General features: G+C 37.4%; 19 protein-coding genes and 1 riboswitch. Of the genes, 17 read left to right on the forward strand and 2 right to left on the reverse strand.

The genetic code is table 11. From position 1 onward, the window contains the following. The first annotated feature begins 27 nt into the window (after positions 1–27). From treC to NIZ91_04945, 8 genes are all read left to right on the forward strand, one after another. Entirely contained in the window at positions 28–1,713 is a 1,686-nt protein-coding gene (treC, locus tag NIZ91_04910; GenBank protein USY55999.1) for an alpha,alpha-phosphotrehalase, read from the forward strand. Between the two features lie 56 nt (positions 1,714–1,769). Next, positions 1,770–2,486 (forward strand): trehalose operon repressor, encoded by a 717-nt coding sequence (gene treR, locus NIZ91_04915; protein ID USY56000.1) that lies wholly within the window; start codon positions 1,770–1,772, stop codon positions 2,484–2,486. A 212-nt stretch (positions 2,487–2,698) separates the two neighbouring features. Further along, positions 2,699–3,418 carry a 5-oxoprolinase subunit PxpB gene (pxpB, locus tag NIZ91_04920; GenBank protein ID USY56001.1) on the forward strand — a complete coding sequence of 240 codons (720 nt, stop codon included), beginning with the start codon at positions 2,699–2,701 and terminating at the stop codon, positions 3,416–3,418. Beyond that, on the forward strand, positions 3,408–4,415 hold the full coding sequence (locus NIZ91_04925; GenBank protein USY56002.1) for a biotin-dependent carboxyltransferase family protein: 1,008 nt from the start codon (positions 3,408–3,410) through the stop codon (positions 4,413–4,415). Before pxpB ends, NIZ91_04925 begins: the two co-directional genes overlap by 11 nt. 13 nt (positions 4,416–4,428) lie before the next feature. Further along, positions 4,429–5,184 (forward strand): LamB/YcsF family protein, encoded by a 756-nt coding sequence (locus NIZ91_04930; GenBank protein USY56003.1) that lies wholly within the window; start codon positions 4,429–4,431, stop codon positions 5,182–5,184. A gap of 9 nt (positions 5,185–5,193) precedes the next feature. After that, positions 5,194–6,381, forward strand: coding sequence for a divalent metal cation transporter (locus NIZ91_04935; protein ID USY56004.1), 1,188 nt, complete (start codon positions 5,194–5,196; stop codon positions 6,379–6,381). Between the two features lie 335 nt (positions 6,382–6,716). Then, positions 6,717–7,700 carry a permease gene (locus NIZ91_04940; protein USY56005.1) on the forward strand — a complete coding sequence of 328 codons (984 nt, stop codon included), beginning with the start codon at positions 6,717–6,719 and terminating at the stop codon, positions 7,698–7,700. Positions 7,701–7,710: 10 nt separating this feature from the next. Continuing rightward, on the forward strand, positions 7,711–8,688 hold the full coding sequence (locus NIZ91_04945) for a TIGR03943 family protein (protein USY56006.1): 978 nt from the start codon (positions 7,711–7,713) through the stop codon (positions 8,686–8,688). A 31-nt stretch (positions 8,689–8,719) separates the two neighbouring features. Here NIZ91_04945 and NIZ91_04950 read toward each other — a convergent pair whose 3' ends face one another. Next, positions 8,720–9,373: a hemolysin III family protein gene (locus tag NIZ91_04950; protein ID USY56007.1), complete on the reverse strand. Its 654-nt coding sequence runs from the start codon at positions 9,371–9,373 to the stop codon at positions 8,720–8,722. Between the two features lie 228 nt (positions 9,374–9,601). Here NIZ91_04950 and NIZ91_04955 point away from each other — a divergent pair, with 228 nt between their 5' ends. The 4 genes from NIZ91_04955 (at position 9,602) to NIZ91_04970 (ending at position 13,738) form a co-directional block, all read left to right on the forward strand. Continuing rightward, entirely contained in the window at positions 9,602–10,231 is a 630-nt protein-coding gene (locus NIZ91_04955; protein USY56008.1) for a DUF1643 domain-containing protein, read from the forward strand. Positions 10,232–10,298: 67 nt separating this feature from the next. Further along, positions 10,299–10,730: a hypothetical protein gene (locus NIZ91_04960; GenBank protein ID USY56009.1), complete on the forward strand. Its 432-nt coding sequence runs from the start codon at positions 10,299–10,301 to the stop codon at positions 10,728–10,730. A gap of 302 nt (positions 10,731–11,032) precedes the next feature. After that, positions 11,033–11,680, forward strand: coding sequence for a 5,6-dimethylbenzimidazole synthase (gene bluB / locus NIZ91_04965; GenBank protein ID USY56010.1), 648 nt, complete (start codon positions 11,033–11,035; stop codon positions 11,678–11,680). Between the two features lie 119 nt (positions 11,681–11,799). After that, positions 11,800–11,901: riboswitch (purine riboswitch) on the forward strand. Between the two features lie 511 nt (positions 11,902–12,412). Then, complete coding sequence (locus NIZ91_04970) at positions 12,413–13,738, forward strand: amidohydrolase family protein (protein USY56011.1); 1,326 nt, start codon at positions 12,413–12,415, stop codon at positions 13,736–13,738. 37 nt (positions 13,739–13,775) lie between these two features. Here NIZ91_04970 and NIZ91_04975 read toward each other — a convergent pair whose 3' ends face one another. Next, positions 13,776–13,973, reverse strand: coding sequence for a cold-shock protein (locus NIZ91_04975; protein ID USY56012.1), 198 nt, complete (start codon positions 13,971–13,973; stop codon positions 13,776–13,778). 230 nt (positions 13,974–14,203) lie between these two features. On the opposite strand from NIZ91_04975, the gene NIZ91_04980 reads away from it, so the two are divergent. The 5 genes from NIZ91_04980 to NIZ91_05000 all read left to right on the forward strand — a co-directional run bounded on the left by NIZ91_04980 (position 14,204) and on the right by NIZ91_05000 (position 17,281). Continuing rightward, a complete protein-coding gene (locus NIZ91_04980; protein USY56013.1) occupies positions 14,204–14,515 on the forward strand; it encodes a hypothetical protein in 312 nt (103 codons plus the stop codon). 251 nt (positions 14,516–14,766) lie between these two features. Beyond that, complete coding sequence (locus NIZ91_04985) at positions 14,767–15,090, forward strand: hypothetical protein (GenBank protein USY56014.1); 324 nt, start codon at positions 14,767–14,769, stop codon at positions 15,088–15,090. Positions 15,091–15,504: 414 nt separating this feature from the next. Then, positions 15,505–15,696 carry a hypothetical protein gene (locus NIZ91_04990; GenBank protein USY56015.1) on the forward strand — a complete coding sequence of 64 codons (192 nt, stop codon included), beginning with the start codon at positions 15,505–15,507 and terminating at the stop codon, positions 15,694–15,696. A 549-nt stretch (positions 15,697–16,245) separates the two neighbouring features. Beyond that, positions 16,246–17,088, forward strand: a complete 843-nt coding sequence (locus NIZ91_04995; protein ID USY56016.1) for an SPFH domain-containing protein — start codon at positions 16,246–16,248, stop codon at positions 17,086–17,088. A 16-nt stretch (positions 17,089–17,104) separates the two neighbouring features. Further along, the gene (locus tag NIZ91_05000; protein USY56017.1) at positions 17,105–17,281 is read left to right on the forward strand and encodes a toxin-antitoxin system HicB family antitoxin; all 177 of its coding nucleotides are present in this window, start codon (positions 17,105–17,107) and stop codon (positions 17,279–17,281) included. Positions 17,282–17,608 lie beyond the last annotated feature (327 nt).

Raw genomic sequence — 17,608 nt, forward strand, 5'->3', positions numbered from 1 at the left:
ATTGTAAAGAAAGTGATGGTGATGAAGATGACGCAGCCGTGGTGGAAAAAGTCGGTTGTTTATCAAATTTATCCGAAGAGTTTCTATGATACGTCTGGCAATGGCGTTGGAGATATTAATGGAATTATTGAGAAGTTAGATTATTTAAAAACACTTGGGGTTGATGTCGTATGGCTTACTCCAATTTATCAATCGCCACAGCGCGACAATGGATATGATATTAGCGATTACTTTTCAATTCATAGTGAGTATGGCACGATGGAAGACTTTGAACGCTTATTAAAGGAAGCTCATAGCCGCGATATTAAAGTTATCATGGATATTGTTGTGAACCATACTTCAACAGAGCACAAGTGGTTTCAGGAAGCACGAAAATCGAAGGATAATCCGTACCGTGATTTTTACATTTGGAAAGATCAAAAAGAAGATGGTTCGGCTCCTACGAATTGGATTTCCAAATTTGGTGGATCTGCGTGGGAGCATGATGAACTAACAGATCAATCTTATCTTCATTTGTTTGACGTAACGCAGGCGGACTTAAATTGGGAAAACGAAAAGGTTCGTAAACAAGTGTATGATATGATGCACTTTTGGTTTGAAAAAGGCGTTGATGGCTTTCGATTAGATGTTATTAACTTAATTTCAAAAGATCAGCGCTTTTTAGATGACGATGGGAAAACGCCTCCTGGAGACGGTCGTAAATTTTATACGGATGGACCTCGCGTTCATGAGTATATGAAAGAAATGAATGAACAAGTATTTTCAAAATACGATAGTATGACAGTCGGAGAGATGTCTTCAACAACGATCGATCATTGTATTAACTACACGCGTCCCGACCGTCAAGAGTTAAGTATGACGTTTAATTTTCATCATTTAAAGGTTGATTATCCTAATGGTGAAAAGTGGTCAGTTGGTGACTTTGATTTTCTAAAGCTTAAAGATATTTTATCAACCTGGCAAGTTGAGATGAATAAAGGCGGAGGGTGGAACGCACTATTTTGGTGTAACCATGATCAGCCAAGGGTAGTTTCTCGCTATGGAAATGACAAGGAGTTTCACGACAAGTCTGCTAAGATGCTTGCCACAACTATTCATATGATGCAAGGTACGCCCTATATTTATCAAGGTGAAGAGATTGGGATGACTAATCCAGGCTTCAATGATATTTCCGATTACCGTGACGTAGAATCACTTAACATCTATGAAATTAAGCGTAAAGAAGGCATGAGTAAGGAAGAGATTATTTCAATTTTAAAAGCAAAGTCTCGCGACAACTCGCGCACACCCGTACAGTGGAACGACAAAGAACACGGTGGGTTTACGTCAGGAACACCTTGGATCAACGTGGCTTCTAACTACAAAGAGCTAAACGTAGAGGGTGCTTTAAAAGACAAAACATCCGTTTTTTATCATTATCAAATGTTAATTGCGCTTAGAAAAGAATATGATATCGTTACAAGCGGAGGTTACGAGCTTCTTTTAAGCAACCACCCAGAGATATTTGCATATGTGCGAAACGGAGCGAATGAAAAGCTTCTCGTAGTGAATAATTTCTATGGTAAAGACGTAACGTTTGAGCTACCTGAAACGGTTGATGTCGAAGGCTATAAAAGCGAAATCTTATTATCAAACTATGATGATTCATCATTAGAATACGCTAAGGTGCAGCTTCGCCCTTATGAATCAATTGTATATCGTCTTAAAAAGTGAACGATGAGTGACAACTCATCGTTCTTTTTATAAAATAAACGAAGGTAGGTGAAGTCATGAAAGAAAATAAGTTTATGCAAATCTATGAAGAACTAGTGGAAAATATTAAACAAAAGAGATGGCCACCTCATACAAAGCTACCTTCTGAAAATGAGCTAGTGGTGGCGTATCACACGTCTCGTGAAACAATTCGAAAAGCCTTGAATCTTTTATCACAAAACGGTTATATTCAAAAAATTAAAGGCAAGGGATCTTATGTGTTAGAAGTATCGCGATTTGATTTCCCTATTTCAGGACTTGTTAGTTTTAAAGAGATGGCTGAAAAACTTGGACATGAATCAAGAACAGTGGTTGAAGACTTTGAATTAATTAAGCCTGATAGTGAACTGTGCACGCAGCTAAACAGTACATCGCGAGACTCCATTTGGAAGGTGGTACGTGCGCGTGAAATAGATGGTGAAAAAATTATCTTAGACAAGGATTTCTTTTTACAAAAAAAGGTTCCTCATTTAACTCGTGAAATTTGTGAAGGGTCTATCTATGAGTACTTGGAAAAAGAAGTAGGTTTAAGCATTAGCTTTGCTAAAAAAGAAATTTCGGTAGATGAAGTAACGGAAGATGATGAGCGCTATTTAGATTTAAAAGATTATACTCACATCGTCGTTGTAAGAAATTACGTTTATCTTAATGACGCAAGTTTATTTCAATATACGGAATCGAGACACAGGCTGGATAAATTTCGGTTTGTAGATTTCGCAAGAAGAGGCATTTAAAGAGCAGAGGGGGAAAATTCTCTTAATTCTTTAGTGCTTTTTCTTTTGCTTTGCCAAATCATAATCCGTGTCTTTTGGCACAATTATGATCGAAAGCTTGAAATAACGAGATTATTTTGATTAATTGAAACGTAGTGTGTAATTTTTTTGAGGTAGGAATTGAACGATTACATTCAAGAGACAATAGAAGGGAAGAAAGGAGTGGATAACGAGTGAACACTGAATACAACATTTATCCATTGGGAGATAGCGGTATCGTTGTCTCATTCGGTGAGGTTATTCATCCAGCGATACATACAAAGGTTCAACAGTTTATAGCGACTCTTGAAGCTAATCGTTTTGAAGGCATAATTGAATATGTACCTGCTTTTACAACAGTAACGATTTACTATAAGCCTTCTAATTTTGCTAATCGAGTTGGAAAAACCCCCTATGAAATCGTAAAAAATAAAGTAGAAGCCCTTCTTCAGCTCCTAAAAACTGAAGGCGAATCAACGTCTCGTATTGTTGAAATACCGGTTTGCTATGGTCATGAGTTTGGGCCTGATTTAGACCATGTTGCACATTATCATCAACTTACGGAAGAAGAAATAATTAAGATTCATTCATCCGAAGACTACCTAGTTTATATGATTGGGTTTGCACCCGGCTTTCCATACTTAGGTGGAATGAACAAACGATTAGCTACTCCACGAAAGGGAAATCCTCAAGCGGCCATACCAAAAGGGTCAGTTGGTATTGCAGGAGAACAAACAGGAATTTATCCGCTTGAAACACCAGGAGGATGGCAAATCATTGGACGAACGCCCCTATCATTATTTAAGCCACTAGATCAAAAGCCAGTTCTTTTAAAAGCGGGAGACTCCATTCGTTTTATACCGATTACCAAAGAAGAATATGTGGCTCAAAAGGAGGGTGACCATGAGTATTAATATCATCCGGCCAGGGTTACTAACAACTGTTCAGGATTTGGGAAGACAAGGATTTCAAAAACAAGGAATTATCGTGAGTGGAGCTATGGATGCTCTTGCTTTTCGAATTGCAAATTTGCTTGTTGGAAATGAAGAGGGAAAAGCAGCACTAGAAATCACCTTAATGGGACCAAAGATTAAGTTTGAAGAAGATACGCTTATCGCAATTACGGGAGGAGATTTGTCACCAACAATTGATGATGAACCCGTTAAGATGTGGCGTCCTGTTTTTGTATCAAAGGGCAGTATGTTAGCATTTGGTTTTCCAAAATCAGGATGTCGTGCTTATTTAGCTGTATCTGGTTCATTTGCTATGAACCCAGTGATGGGAAGCTTATCGACGTCATTACGTCCAGAAATCGGTGGCTTTAAAGGGCGTGCCCTGCAGGCGGGAGATCGGCTACTTTGTCACCCTAAAACAAAAGTAGGAGAACTAATTCGTAATCGGCTTATAACCAAGCAGACCGATAAGCCTTTCAAGCAAGCATTTTGGACCATTCATCCAGATTTTCTGCCGCGATACGAAGAAAATCCAATAATTTCAGTAATTGAAGGACCGGAATACAGTTGGTTTACGGAAGAAAGTAAGGTGTCTTTTTTTAATACAAGCTATTCAGTTACTCCTCAATCAGATCGAATGGGATATCGATTGCAAAATGAGAGTACAGTACTGAAGCAAACAAACCAACGAGAGCTGCTATCAACTGGGGTTACGTTTGGTACTATTCAAGTTCCAAATGACGGTCAACCGATTATTCTATTAGCTGACCACCAGACAACAGGTGGTTATCCGAGAATTGGTCAAGTAGCGTCAACTGATTTTTCTACACTTGCACAAGTACCGCCTGGAAAACAGCTGACGTTTAAAATGATTTCATTAAAAACGGCGCAAAAACGCTTAATGAAACAAGAGAAATTACTTGATCATTTAAAGATAATGCTGAGGATGAAAAACTAAGGGAGGTGTCTTTTTGGTAACAATTGATTTGAATTGTGATTTGGGTGAAAGCTTTGGCGCTTACACTATTGGAAATGACGAAGCGATATTACCGTACGTAACGTCTGCTAATATTGCTTGTGGCTTTCATGCTGGGGACCCTTCTGTCATGCAAAGAACCGTCGAGCTAGCGCTTCGAGAAAATGTCGCAATTGGTGCGCATCCAGGATTGCCTGACTTAAGTGGATTTGGCCGAAGAAACATGGCTATTTCCGCACGCGAAGCGTTCGATATAACGCTGTATCAAATCGGTGCCTTATCAGCTTTTTGTCAAGCTTTAGGAGCACCGTTGCATCATGTAAAGCCTCATGGCGCATTATATAATATGGCGGCAGTGAACACAGAGCTAGCAGAAGGAATTGCAGAAGCGATTTACACAATAGGTGAAGAGGTAATTCTGTACGGACTAGCAGGAAGTGCGCTTGTTACAGCTGGAAAGCGAATCGGCTTATCAACCGCAAACGAAGTGTTTGCAGACCGAACGTATGAAAAAGATGGTACGTTAACGCCTCGAACGATTAAAGGCTCTGTTATTCATGATACCCAGCAAGCCATCAATCAAGTTATTACCATGATCAAAGAAGGAAAAGTACATACCCGTCAAGGGGAACAAATAAAAATTGAAGCAGATACAGTTTGTATTCATGGGGACGGACCGAATGCTATTGTATTTGCAAAATCCATTCATCATCAGCTTAAGGAAGAAAGAATTATTATCCAAACAAGATGAGGTGACAGCATGAAAACAAACCGCAATTGGAGCGTCTTGCTGGGCGCTGCGTTCTTAATGGCTACATCAGCTGTAGGGCCAGGCTTTTTAACTCAAACTACGGTGTTTACCCAAGCATTAGCTGCTAGCTTTGGGTTTGTTATTTTACTTTCTATTTTATTAGACATTGGTGTTCAGCTAAATGTTTGGCGAATCATTGCAGTTTCAGAAAAGCGAGCGCAAGATATTGCCAATATGGTTGTACCGGGACTAGGTTTATTTCTAGCTATTCTGATTGTAATTGGAGGTCTAGCGTTTAATATTGGAAACGTAGGCGGAGCTGGATTAGGACTAAACGTATTATTTGGCATTTCACCACAGGTAGGAGCGATTATTACGGCAGTTATTGCCATTGGTGTGTTTCTTGTAAAGGAAGCTGGCAAGCTAATGGATCGATTTGCACAGCTGATGGGAGGCATTTTAATTTTACTTATGATTTATGTTGCCTTTTCGTCTTCTCCACCGGTAGGAGAAGCAATTGCTAAATCGTTTATGCCAGATCAAATTGATGTCATCGCAATCGTAACGTTAGTAGGTGGAACAGTAGGAGGTTATATTACGTTTGCTGGTGGTCATCGCTTGTTAGATGCTGGGATTAAAGGGAAAGCTGCTATTCCAGAAGTAACAAGAGGTGCTGTATCGGGTATTACCATAGCATCACTCGTTCGAATCTTTCTTTTTCTTGCAACATTGGGCGTCATCAGTCAAGGGTTTACGTTAAACCCTGATAACCCACCCGCATCTGTATTTCAGCTCGCAGCAGGAAATATCGGGTATAAGCTGTTTGGTGTAGTAATGGCGGCAGCTGCAATTACATCCGTCATTGGTTCAGCTTATACGTCTGTATCATTTATTAAATCATTTAATAAAAAAGTTGCTCAATATGAAAACTGGGTCATTATCGGTTTTATCACTATATCAACATTGGTGTTTTTAACTATCGGTCAGCCCGTTACTCTCTTAATTTTAGCAGGTGCTTTAAATGGGCTAATCTTACCAATCTCGCTTGGTACAATGCTTGTAGCTGCCTATAAGAAAAAAATTGTAGGAGACTATCAGCATCCACTTTGGCTTACCATTTTCGGCACCTTCGTTGTAGTTATTATGGCTGTTATGGGTGTGTATACGCTTTTTAAGCAGCTAGGACAATTATTTTAACGCATCAGAGAACTGAGACATAAGTAGTGAAGTCCCTACTGTACCTGAACAATCAAAAGTTTTATAACTTTTGATTGTTCAGGTTTTTTATTTATTCGAAAAAATATTTGGAAACAGGAATGGACCGTAGCGCAATGGAACGAAGTTGTCTAGTTAAACCCAAAGGTATGGCCATAGTTATTGTTTGTCTTCTAGAAGTAATCATTTTGTTGTGTCCCAAACTCTTTTTATGATTTCTAGCATAAATACTCTACTATTCCTCATATGGTAGTTAATAGATTCACATAAAAATACTTAATGAAAATGATAGAACAGCCGGAGGTGGATGATAGAGTATGACGCTATCAAAAGTAAGTAAAGAGTTAGTTGGATTGTTGCTGCTGCTGTTGTTTGGGTATTGTTTTTTCTTTATTGATATAGATACAAGTAACTTAGCTATTCCGACATCTTTACTGAATGTCAATACGATCTTTCTAAGCATTGTTTTTGAAGCTATACCATTTATTTTGCTTGGTGTGTTTGCATCAGCTCTGATTCAAGTGTTTATATCAGAACGAGCGATTCAGCGAATGATTCCAAAAAATCCATATCTTGCACTCGTATCGGCCGTCGTAGTTAGTGCCATCTTACCGGTTTGTGAATGCGCCATTATTCCGGTTGTAAGAAGGCTTTTGAAAAAAGGAATGCCGTTGCATGTTGGAATGGTTATTTTAGTTGGAGCACCCATTCTAAATCCAATTGTATTTGCTTCTACATTTTATGCATTTCAATCCGATTTGTCTATTGTATATAGTCGAATGGGACTTGCTGTGATTGTGTGTTTGCTCATTGGGTTAGCGATTTATTGGACGTTCCGCAATCAAAATCAGCTTAAGGATGTCCACGTCCACGTTCATTCAGATCATGGAAAAGGAAATCGTCTGAAGCAAACACTTTATCATGCGAGCGATGAATTTTTTGATATGGGAAAATATTTATTATTTGGCGCACTCGTTGCCAGCCTTTTTCAAACGTTTTTGGATCGACAGGTTCTTGTCAGCTTAGCCAGCAATGAATACGTATCGTCTGCAGTCATGATGGGGTTTGCTTACGTGCTTTCCTTGTGTTCAGAAGCAGATGCATTTGTTGCTTCATCTTTTGCTCATACGTTTACACCAACTGCGCTGCTTGCCTTTTTAGTGTATGGACCTATGATTGATTTAAAAAATACAATTATGCTATTTGCTTTCTTCAAAAAGAAGTTTGCTATTCGATTTATTTTAATGATCACGGTTATTGTTTACGGAGTTGTGATGATGTATGGATGGCTAATGGGATGAGGAGGATATTATGAAGCGAATGGATGAACAGTTTATCACCTATATCCGAGGCATTTTCTTAATTGGGTTTGCGCTTTTAATGTTTAAGCTTATTTTGACTGAGCAAATGGTTTACTTTATTGCTCCAAAAATGATGCCGTTTATTTATTTTTCTAGCATTACATTCTTTCTCTTAGGAGTTGTGCAAATTTGGCGAAGCAGTATAAAGGTTGAGGAGGGGGGAAGCTGCGCTTGCGAACATGATCATTTTGAAAAAGGGAAGGTTAAGACCTTGTTTATTTATCTCTTATTTTTACTGCCAATTATGACCGGCTTTTTATTACCTAATCACTCATTAGGAAGCTCAGTGGCTGAAAAAAGAGGAATTAAGTTTGCAGAAGGAGTAAAAGAAACTCCTACGCCAGAGCAACGCCAAGAATTGCAAGAGAGCGCAGATGCTGAACTAGAAGAGTATATGAACCAAGTATTAGGAGCGGAAGTTGAAGAGCCACAGGAGGATGGAGGCGTTCCTCTGGAGCATCCCAAAGGGTTCGTACCTCAGCAGGTACCAGAAGGGTATTATGAAAAACTAGAAGCTAAGCTAATGAAGCAAGATCATATTGTAGTAAGTGATAAAGAATATATTCCAATCATGAATATCATCGAGACAAACGTTGAAAAATTTGTTGGAAAGACGATTGAAGTAAAAGGTTTTGTGTATCGGGAAGAAGGGTTTAAAAGAGATCAATTCGTAGTCGCCCGCTTTGGCTTATCTTGCTGCGTAGCGGATGCATCCGTATATGGAACGCTTTCAACCGCTTCGAATGCTACAAAACTGGAAACGGACGAATGGATTAAAGTACAAGGAACCATTGGCCAACAAGCTTATAACGGCGCTTCATTGCCATACGTAAACATAGAAAAAGTCGAATCCATTGATCGTCCAAAAAATCCGTATGTCTATGAGATGTATCAAGGTGAACAGCTTGTAGCACCTGGTGGGTCTTAAAATAAAAAAGAGGCGATAAATCGCCTCTTTTTTATTGAATTGCAATCGGTAGTACATATAAAAGAACCGCAAGAAAATGCGTGACTGTTCCTCCAAGTACAAATAAATGCCAAATCATATGATGGAAGCGAAATCCTCGCCAAACGTAAAAAATGGCGCCAATCGTATAAAGAACTCCACCGATAACAAGCAAAACTAAGCCTGGTGTTTCTAATGTTGCTTTTAGAGAATTCCATGCAAAGACAATCATCCAACCCATTAATACGTATAGGACTGTTGAAATAAAGAGGAATTTTTTTACGAAGAAAGCTTTAAACACAATTCCTGCAATCGCAATCCCCCATACAACAGCAAAGAGGGTCCATCCCATTGTTCCTTTCACAACGACGAATAAAAACGGCGTATAGGTTCCAGCGATAAATAAATAAATGGAGGAATGATCAAAGATTTCAAATAAATCTTTTACCTTGCCTTCAGGAAAGCTGTGAACAAGCGTTGATGATACGTATAGTAATAACATGGTAATGCCATAAATCGTGAAGCTAACAATATGCCAAGGTGTACCTTGTAATGAAGAAAATACAATAAGAAGAGTGAGTCCAACAATGCTTAAGATGACTCCAACTCCGTGCGTGATTGCATTTGCAATCTCTTCACCTTTTGTAAATGTATGTGTATTCGCCACTTACAAAATCCTCTCTTTATCAGAATATATGGTCTTATTATAGACCATTTTTTTAAAATTATCTAATTTAACAACAGCTTGTATCAATAGATGAATGTGATTCATAGCTGTAAAACACATGTATGAGAAGGTAAGATAAATTTTTCCAAAAAGATAGAAAAGTTGTCATGCCTTTGCTATTTCAAAATACATATAGAATGAAATGATAGAGAAGAGGGTGATTGGGAAGTGAAAAGAGAAGCAATATTCGACGAAGAAGGAACATATCAATATTCTTTTAAAGTAGCTTGGAGTGCAAAAAATGATCGGACCGTAACGTTCATCTTATCATCTCCAATGAATACAGGTACTCAACAAAGTGAAGAAGAATTGCAGAAATGTATGCAGTTAGCACAACAGTGGGGCTTTGGTTCTTTAGAAATTGTCTATTTATTTAGCTATCAAGCTGAAGATGAGAGATTATTAGCGAAGCTCTCAAAGCAAGAAGCCGTCGGAATTGGAACCAATCAATATTTGACGCAGGCCGTTAATCGTGCACATTTAGTAATTGCCGCATGGGGAGATAAAGGTGAAATTCACAATAGGCAAGAGGATATCTGTACAAATGGAAAGACACCGATGTACTGCTTAGGGATGACTGATAATGGCTGCCCTATAGCCGTTGAAGATATTCCACAAAGTGTTGAACTACAAAGATGGTCTTTCTCAGAAAGTGAGAAAGAAACAAAAGAGATTTACTCCTATATTGAAGAGGTAAACGATCAATTTTCTGAGCCTACATTTACTGAGATAAAGTCGTTTGCACAAGAGGAAGATCCTTCCGCTGTTATTGAAGAAATTATTGATATTTTCCGCTGAAGACCGTAATGAAATGAACTCTTGCATCATAGAATTGTATGAACCATGCTGTATAGGAGGTCATTACATGACAATTGATGAAGCGCTCAAAAGAGTGGAAACGTTGTATGAAATCATTTATACAACTTGCTTTCAATATGTAGAAGGAGCCAATGTCCAGGAAGTAGAAATTGATTTAACTATCATTGATGAACTTGGAAGTTTATTAAACTATTTATATGAATTAGATGTTCATGACGAAGCGTTATTACGCTCCATTTTAAATAAATTAGAATATGGACAACCTGTTTATGATCTCGCCATTTTGAATCCAATTTCTTTGGATGGAAATGAAGAGAAAATTGATGTTCTGTATGAAGAAAAGATTAAGGTTGAAAAAATGCTGCATGAAAGCTATAAGAAGCAACACGAGAAATTATTAACAAAAGCCATACCGCACTTAAAGCAGATGCAGTGTGAACTCCAAGCATTTTTGTATATTTGCAGTGTCAAACAATAATATATACAAATAAAATACTGCGTGTTAGAATGAAAAAAAGACCTTTCTTAATACAGAAAGTCGTTACAACGGTATAGGTAATCATCTAAAGCATGAAGGTGATGGTAATGATAGTTACCTTTTCCTTTGTGCTTTATTTATTATTGGCCAATTAGGTGAGTTACGGCTGCTTGCTGGTTCAAAAAGGAACGTTAAAATATGGATCAATATTTGTGGCGCTCCTTATCGTATTTTCATCTAGTAAGGCGTAAATATCATAGATTGACATCACTCTAGTTAAAAAATATTGAGGTGAAAAAGTCATGCTTAATCATGAAGAAAAAGAAGCAGTATACAAAGCTATTTATGGTCGACGAGATGTTCGAACATTTTTATCTAAGGAAGTATCAGAAGAAAAAATTAATCGTATTTTAAATGCTGCTCACCACGGGCCATCCGTAGGGTTTATGCAACCTTGGAATTTTATTTTAATTTCGTCAAATAGCGTAAAAGAAAAATTAGCTTGGGCAGCTGACAAGGAGAGACGAGCGTTGGCTATTCATTATGAAGGCCAAAAAGAGAAAGATTTTTTAGAGCTGAAAATTCAAGGACTGAAAGAAGCGCCGCTTACAATTTGTGTCACATGTGATCCAACAAGGGGAGGTTCACACGTCCTGGGGCGTAATTCAATACCTGAGACGGATATTATGTCAACAGCCTGTGCCATTCAAAACATGTGGCTTGCTGCTTACGCTGAGGGACTGGCGATGGGATGGGTGAGCTTTTATAAGAAAAATGATGTGCGAGATATTTTAAATATCCCCCCGCATATTGATCCCATAGCGCTCATGTCCGTAGGGTATACGGAAAATTATCCGGAAAAACCAATTTTAGAACAAGCGAATTGGGCTCAGCGCCGATCTCTAGAACATCTCATCTATGAAGATGTGTGGGGAGAGAAAAATCAATAAATTGATTGATTCAAAATCAGTTGAGTTCATATAAAAAACGAACGAATTAACAATTATAAATTAAAATATTCGTTTTTATTGTTGACAAGCATGTCGAAACGAGGTATCTTTATATCAAGAAAAAGCTGAATACGGTCACTCATATATGTTTGAGAATATGGCTCGAACGTTTCTACCTTGTTACCGTAAATAACAAGACTATGAGTAAAAAGTAAATCTAGGTTCCCGCTTTTCAATATGAAAAGGTCTGGTCCAAGCGATTTACATGCTTAATGTTTTTGACAGAACGGCATGACACCGAAGGGATAAAAGCCCAGGCGGGTAGGTTTTTGCTCATCAATTATGAGATACCTACCTTTGCTTTGGGCTTTTTCTTATTGTATCTATTGCAACACTGTGTATGCTTGTCGTTGGGTGTGCCGTTAGCTTTCTGGGGAGACAAGCTAGCGGAGGGAGACGAAGCTACACGCTTTAGCATTTCTGCAAGCCCTCATTAACCATTGGAAGTACATTTATCTATTTTCTAGCATTTTTCTTTGTGTAAGCAGTGTGGGGACACTGCTTCTTTTTTTTGCTTGAATTTGTCGAGTGTTCGAATGATTTATCGAAAGAAAAAGAAGGTATTTTGGGTAATTTAGCGAATTAGTGCAAACAAGAGCTTCAGCTCCCCAATATGCTGAAGAGATAGTATCGCTTGCAAAAAAGAAAAGATTATAGAGGAGAGGGTTAAGATTGTTACATTTAGTTAACGTCCGCTTACCATTAATTCATGATCATGCACTTTTTGAAGTGAAAATTACAGACGGAATGTATACCTCAATTGTGTTGCAAAACGGCTACATGGAAAATGATGAGTTTGAAGAGCTGCACGCAGATATTTTGGGAAAAGAAACGGCTTTAGATGCTCAAGGGCGAGTTATGCTACCTGGATTTGTAGATATGCACATGCATTTAGATAAAGCTCACTCTTTACCTCAAGTGCCTAACCTTTCTGGTACTCTAGCTGAAGCAGTTGAAAACTATGCGTCTAGCATTGCGCTGTTTTCTGAAGAAGAAATTAGACAGCGTATTGTAAAAACAGCACTACAGGCGTTAGCAAACGGAACGACAGCTATACGCACACATATTGATTTTAATTGTTTATTAGAAGAAGATATTCTATTTAGAGGGCTTCAAGCAGCAGCGGATGCAAGAGATGAGCTCAGTCCGTACATGGAAATCCAGCTTGTTCCGTTATTTGGATCGGTAAACATACATGATGACCATATTATGAGAAAAGTTGAGAGAGCAGTAGAGTTAGGAATCGATGCAATTGGAGGTTGTCCTCATTTAGCTAGTGATCCTAACGAAGATATAGACGCCTTATTTATTCTTGCTAAAGAGTATGACTTGCCACTGGATTTGCATATTGATGAAAGTGACAATCCGGATGTCGATACAATCATTTATTTAGCTGAGCAAACCATTGCTCATAAGATGCAGGGAAAAGTAGTAGCTGGTCACTTGTGTTCGTTAGCAGGAATGGATGAAGATAAAGTTCAGAAAATTTTAACTTTAATGCAAGATGCTAAAATTGGAGCAGTAACGCTTCCAGCTGCAAATCTTTATTTACAAGGGCGTGAAGATCGAGGCATTATTCGAAGAGGAGTAACGCGAATTAAAGAGCTCCAAAAATCAGCTATTCCCGTAGCAACGGCTTCAGATAACGTTCATGATCCCTTTCATCCGTTTGGCAAAGCCGATTTATTACAAATTGGCTTATTAACAGGATATGTTGCTCATATGGGGAGTCCTGAAGAACAAAAGCAGCTTCTTCGAATGATTACTAGTATTCCAGCCAAATTAATTGGAAAAAGAAAATATGGAATTGAAGAGGGAAATGAAGCAAACTTCGTCCTTCTAAACGTGCAGTCAATGCCAGAGATATGGACTGAAATCCCAGAGACACGCTTTGTTTATGTTCAAAACAGGTGGGTTAGTGTGAAAGAGACGCATCAGCGCTTAGCGGATCATAACTTGACAGCTCTATGGAAAGAGAATCAGTTATTAATTGGATAAAAAAAGAAGCACTCACGCTGTGAGTGCTTCTAAATTATTACTTTTGAACGTTAGCAGCTTGTGGTCCACGAGCGCCTTGTTCGATTTCAAATGATACGTCTTGACCTTCTTCAAGTGTTTTGAAACCGTCGCCTTGGATAGCTGAGAAGTGTACGAATACATCGTCTTGACCTTCAACTTCGATGAATCCAAAACCTTTTTCTGCATTAAACCATTTTACTTTACCTTGTACCATTGTAGTACCTCCTGTGTGGAACAATCCACGAATATATTACTATCTCTGCTCAATTTCAATAAAAATCACTTTAAAGAAAGTCTTTCTATTTCCAACACCGAACAAGAAATAATATACCTAGTATAACACTTTTTCTTTAAAAAGAAACCTTTTTTTCGAAAAAAACTATGTTAACTTCAAAAAAGAACTTAATATGTTACAATTTGGATAAAGAAGGGGAGGCGACTAGAATGGAAGACTTGTTTTCTCTATTAATATTTATTTTTGTTTTAATTTATGTTGTAGTGGCAAATCGAGAAGTGGTGGAAAAGCTAACTTGGCAACAACGTATTGGAGTTGCTGCTACTTTTATCATGACCATTGGACTTGCAGTTGGTTGCTTTTACATAGTTGGTCATGTGCTTCAAAGTTATATTGAAAATGGACTTGTACAAATGATGGGCAAAATCATCACTGTTGTTGCTGTTATGCTAGGAGCAACTAAATGTATGCATATGGTTTTTAGAAAGATTACGAACGGTTTAGTAGGAAATGATGTATGAGAGGATATAGAAATTAATTATTTTAACATATAAATACGTTATTTTTTATATTCATAAAGAGCTGTTACTAAGTGGTAAGAAAGACTGTTAAATTAAGAATATATAAAAAGCTGCATAAAGAATAAATTTAGAAAGCAAACGAGCTCTTATGTATCCAGGGCTCGTTTTTTTCTTTTTTGGTAAGTTTCGGAAATAATATTTATGTAAACTAGCAATATATATGATATACATAGTAATTAGAAGTTATATTATTGATAAAATGGTATAAAATCCAACGTCGAGGTATTCGTATGTATTTATTTGAACATGAACAAAAAAGAAAAAAGTTAATTCACAACTCATATTTGTCCATTTTTATTCTTTCTTTGCTGCTAAGTTTATGCTTTTTCCTGACAGACTACGGATTAGGAACGCAATTTATTGCAAGAGGGACAATCTCTGTATTGTTTTATGTTGTTGTTTTTTACTTTGCCATAAATGAAAAGAAGTGGGCCTTATTCCTAGTTAAAGTTAATGTATTAATGCTAATTTTTATGTTGGTTGTAGTTATTATTAGCTTAATATTTGGGCGTTAAAAACAATATGTTTAGTTTATTTAGCTTGAGTAACCTTTATTATACAGAATTTCTCATAAGAGAAGCCTTAAATTTATATACCATCTAAATTTAAGGCTAAGTCAATTAATGCAAAGATAAGACCTAATATGAATGAAAGGATAAATATGAATTTCCATTTCATTTTTTTCTCTATCTGATAAAGATTTAGTTTTTCTAACGCAAATGAAACAAGCCACATTATAATAATTGTTTCAACGAATTCAACTATAAAATTAAAAACAAAGTTCATTTGTTCTCCCTTTCTTGTTTTGAAATATTTACTCTTCTATTAAAACACTTTTATCTCTATAAAAAAATTATGTTAATCACGAATGAATACAAAATGATAAAATGTAATCGTGAGGAAAATAATGGAATAGAGGAGTTGTTTACTTGTTTTTAAATTTTCTCGGTATGTTAGCAGGGCTTATAATAGCTTTAAGCCACATTTTTGATCCTAGATTCGATGGGTTTATGCGTTGGGTAATGGTTACTTGTGGTTTGCTGATATTTATCTATCATTTAAGCATAGCTCTAGATAAGAAGAAAAATAGAGTAGTTAACCAAAATGAAGAAAAAAATTAAAACGTTATGAAAAAGCATCTAATACTGCGATTAGATGCTTTTTTGCTTCCTAAGCTTTTTGTTATTGAAAGAAATTACTATGCTTCCTTAAAATATATCATCAGGTCAGCTCACAAACGTTTATACCAAGAATCAAGGAGCATAACCTTATATGTGAAGGAAAAGAGTGTAAGCAATATATTGCAGAACAGACTGATTTATATGCTATAAAACAATTTGTAAGTAAACATGGATACCTCTTTAATATAGGAATCCAGCAGTAACGTGAGATTTTCATTCAACCATTACCACTTCTTACTATCTAAATATCCTCAAGTCTAAAAATCTTATTGACCTACACATCTAAAAACCTAAGAAGCATCTGTATAAAAAATACCGATAATTTACAATTTGAATATTTCAAAGTACCAAAGGGTGGATGCTACTTAAATTTATAAAGCCTAGTATTTCATGAATTAGAATACATTATTTAGGTTTTTATTTACATTTATTTCTAAAAGTGATATCATAATAATATGAAAAAGATATAAAGACAAAGGGGAGATTACTTTGCAGGAGCGTCAAGCGTGGATTTTAAATGGTTTTGTGGGTATTCTGTTGATTTTAGCAGCCATCATAGGCGGTATTTTTATGCTCATTCAAGAGGTGCCGCTTGTAGGACTTCCGCTTATTGCTATTGGTGGATTGTTAGCTTCCGGTGTGACGGTTGTACAGCCAAATCAATCTCAGGTTGTTATTTTCTTTGGAAAATATTTAGGAAGTATTCGTAGCAGTGGTTTGTTCGTAACTGTTCCACTAACAATTAGACGTACCATTTCACTACGAGTTCGAAATTTCAATAGCAAAAAGTTAAAAGTAAATGATGTAGAAGGAAACCCAATTGAGATTGCCGCAGTTGTTGTGTTTAAAGTAGTCGACTCTGCCAAAGCGGTGTTTGACGTAGATTCGTATGAAGAGTTTGTGGCGATTCAAAGTGAAACAGCAATTCGAGCAGTAGCGACACGTTATCCTTATGATACGTTTGAAAATGTAGAGCTTACGCTTCGCGGAAACGCAGATGAAATTTCTGATGAATTAGCAAAAGAGCTGCAAGACCGTCTTGAGGTTGCCGGTGTAGAAGTAATTGAAGCGCGCTTAACACACCTTGCATACTCAACAGAAATTGCAAGCGCTATGTTACAAAGACAGCAGGCAACAGCTATTTTATCAGCTCGTAAGAAGATTGTTGAAGGCGCAGTATCCATGGCACAAATGGCAGTTGAGCAATTAGAACAAGATGGTATACTAGACTTAGATGAAGAGCGTAAAGTCAATATGGTTAACAACTTGATGGTCGCAATTATTTCAGATCGAGGAACACAGCCTGTGGTGAATACAGGTAGCTTATACTAATTGGTTGTGAGAAGGAATGGCAAAAAAGAAAAGTTTCCCACTGCGAATTGACCCCGAGCTCTATAAGCTATTAGAGCGTTGGGCACATGATGAATTTCGGAGCGTTAACGGACACATTGAATTTTTACTCCGTGAGGCTGTGCGTAAAGAAGGACGGCTTAGTAAGCAAAAAGAGCAAAGTGACGAAACCTAGCAAGCTGGCGATATGCCAACTTGCTTTTTTCGTATACAAAGGAAAAGTACCTATTCGTAAATATGAAGATACCATGCCAAACAGAGAATGTTCTTTGATTTATCAGAAGAGAGACCAAGCCTCATCAAAGGCTGATCTTGCCCAAAAGCCTGTGACTAGAATGAAAGATGCGCCACTCCAGTAGGATGAGCGAGACAGGTGAGACCCGCAGTATACAAGGAGGCTGAGTGCTCGCCCTGCGGCAAGGGTGCAATTTGAAATGGAAATCAGGTCGAGCAGAGAAAATGTTTCATAGAGCTGAAAAGAAAGTCATATTCCGCTCATTGT

Source organism: Bacillus sp. 1780r2a1 (assembly GCA_024134725.1).
Classification (GTDB): Bacteria; Bacillota; Bacilli; order Bacillales; family Bacillaceae_H; genus Priestia; species Priestia aryabhattai_A.

Bases quoted from the DNA above. Each gene is read 5' to 3' on its own strand.
- treC (USY55999.1), top strand. From the start codon at position 28: ATGACGCAGCCGTGGTGGAAAAAGTCGGTTGTTTATCAAATTTATCCG.
- treR (USY56000.1), top strand. From the start codon at position 1,770: ATGAAAGAAAATAAGTTTATGCAAATCTATGAAGAACTAGTGGAAAAT.
- NIZ91_04925 (USY56002.1), top strand. From the start codon at position 3,408: ATGAGTATTAATATCATCCGGCCAGGGTTACTAACAACTGTTCAGGAT.
- NIZ91_04935 (USY56004.1), top strand. From the start codon at position 5,194: ATGAAAACAAACCGCAATTGGAGCGTCTTGCTGGGCGCTGCGTTCTTA.
- NIZ91_04940 (USY56005.1), top strand. From the start codon at position 6,717: ATGACGCTATCAAAAGTAAGTAAAGAGTTAGTTGGATTGTTGCTGCTG.
- NIZ91_04945 (USY56006.1), top strand. From the start codon at position 7,711: ATGAAGCGAATGGATGAACAGTTTATCACCTATATCCGAGGCATTTTC.
- NIZ91_04960 (USY56009.1), top strand. From the start codon at position 10,299: ATGACAATTGATGAAGCGCTCAAAAGAGTGGAAACGTTGTATGAAATC.
- bluB (USY56010.1), top strand. From the start codon at position 11,033: ATGCTTAATCATGAAGAAAAAGAAGCAGTATACAAAGCTATTTATGGT.
- NIZ91_04975 (USY56012.1), bottom strand. From the start codon at position 13,973: ATGGTACAAGGTAAAGTAAAATGGTTTAATGCAGAAAAAGGTTTTGGA.
- NIZ91_04980 (USY56013.1), top strand. From the start codon at position 14,204: ATGGAAGACTTGTTTTCTCTATTAATATTTATTTTTGTTTTAATTTAT.
- NIZ91_05000 (USY56017.1), top strand. From the start codon at position 17,105: ATGGCAAAAAAGAAAAGTTTCCCACTGCGAATTGACCCCGAGCTCTAT.